The organism is Protofrankia sp. Cr1, from assembly GCF_963555865.1.
GTDB lineage: Bacteria > Actinomycetota > Actinomycetes > Frankiales > Frankiaceae > Protofrankia.
On the sequence record NZ_CAUVXO010000086.1, the window covers coordinates 14,547 to 15,962 of the forward strand.

General features: G+C 65.3%; 1 protein-coding gene. It reads left to right on the forward strand.

Annotated elements, in window-relative coordinates; all coding sequences use genetic code 11:
* Positions 1-197: 197 nt before the first annotated feature.
* Entirely contained in the window at positions 198-1,025 is an 828-nt protein-coding gene (locus U9980_RS09970; RefSeq protein WP_322767666.1) for an alpha/beta hydrolase, read from the forward strand.
* Positions 1,026-1,416: the final 391 nt, after the last annotated feature.

The window sequence follows — 1,416 nt, forward strand, 5'->3', positions numbered from 1 at the left end:
ATCCCCCCGCCTCGCTCCCACCGGACCTGCCAAGTAGGGCGCTGAACACCGCTCAACCTGCTCGTGAGCAGGCGACGGAGCCGAGCTGACCGTGGGGCCAGGAGCCCTCAGCGGATCATCGGCGGGACGGTGCGTCCATGCTGGTCACGTGAGGAGCACTGGCTGTCGCCAGAGGCCGGGAACGGGAGCAGCGGGAGATGCAGCGGGTGGAGCTGACGTCCATCGACGGAGTGCGGCTGGAGGCCGCGGTGCATCCAGCCACCGGCGGGGAAAGCCGGGGAGTGGTCATCCAGATGCATGGAATCAATGCGAACATGACCGAGGGTGGGATGTTCGTACGACTCGCCGATCGTCTCGCGAGCGCCGGCTTCCATGTTCTCCGGTTCTCCTTCCGTGGTCATGGGGGTAGCGGGGGGACCCAGCGTGGCGCGACGATCGCCGGTGAGTTGCTCGATCTTCAGGCTGCGGTCGAGTACGTGGAGGCGCGGTCTTCCGGTCGTCTGTCGATCGTGGCGTCGAGCTTCGGGGCGGTGTCGGCGTCCATCTCGCTGCCCTGGTTGACCGACCGCATCAACAGCCTTGTCCTGTGGAACCCGGTACTCGATCTGTGGCGGACGTTCCTGAGACCGGAACTGCCGTGGGGAAGGGAGAACTTCAGCCCGGATCAACAGAAGCTGTTGTCCGTTCAGGGGTTCCTGGTGCTCGACGGGGAGTTCGAGGTCGGCAGGGTGATGTTCGAGGAGTTTCATCACTACCGGCCGCTGGACTTCCTGATGGCGAGTGCTGTCCCGACCCTCGTGGTGCACGGCGACCGGGACACGGCGGTCTCGTACGAGATTGCACAGCAGGCGGCTGACGCCAGACCCGACACCGACTTCCACACCGTCCCGGGTTCGGATCACGGTTTTGACACCCGAGAACGCGAGGACGAGGCGATCACCGTCACGGCGAAATGGCTTGTCGACGACGGGATCCGACCTCTCCGCAGGGACACTCCACGACGAGGTGGAGCTCCTGTGAGCTGAGCTGATCGACCGGGCCGAACAAGTACCGCGTGGCCAGGTGTTGGACGGTTCGCCCGGTTCGACGCCCGTTTCTGTGAAGAGGGGGGACAGCGCTGAATGCCTCAAGCCGGGAGCAGGTCCGGTAGGTCACGATATGGGTGCGCTGAGGAGGAGCGCGTCATGCCCACGTTGCTGCCAGCACACGACGCAGATCGCCGTGGTAGAGCGGAGGAGAGCCGAGCTTTCCTGGATCCCGTATCGCTAGCCCGTGACTCGTTATCCCGTGCTGTTCACCGCTCGGCGGCTTACGGGAGCCGACCAGCTGGCGGGCGGAACGGGGTCAAGGGACGCGACCTTTATCTTGTCCCAGCGGTAGCGTACCGTCGCCGCACCCGCGGTCGGACAGCACAGA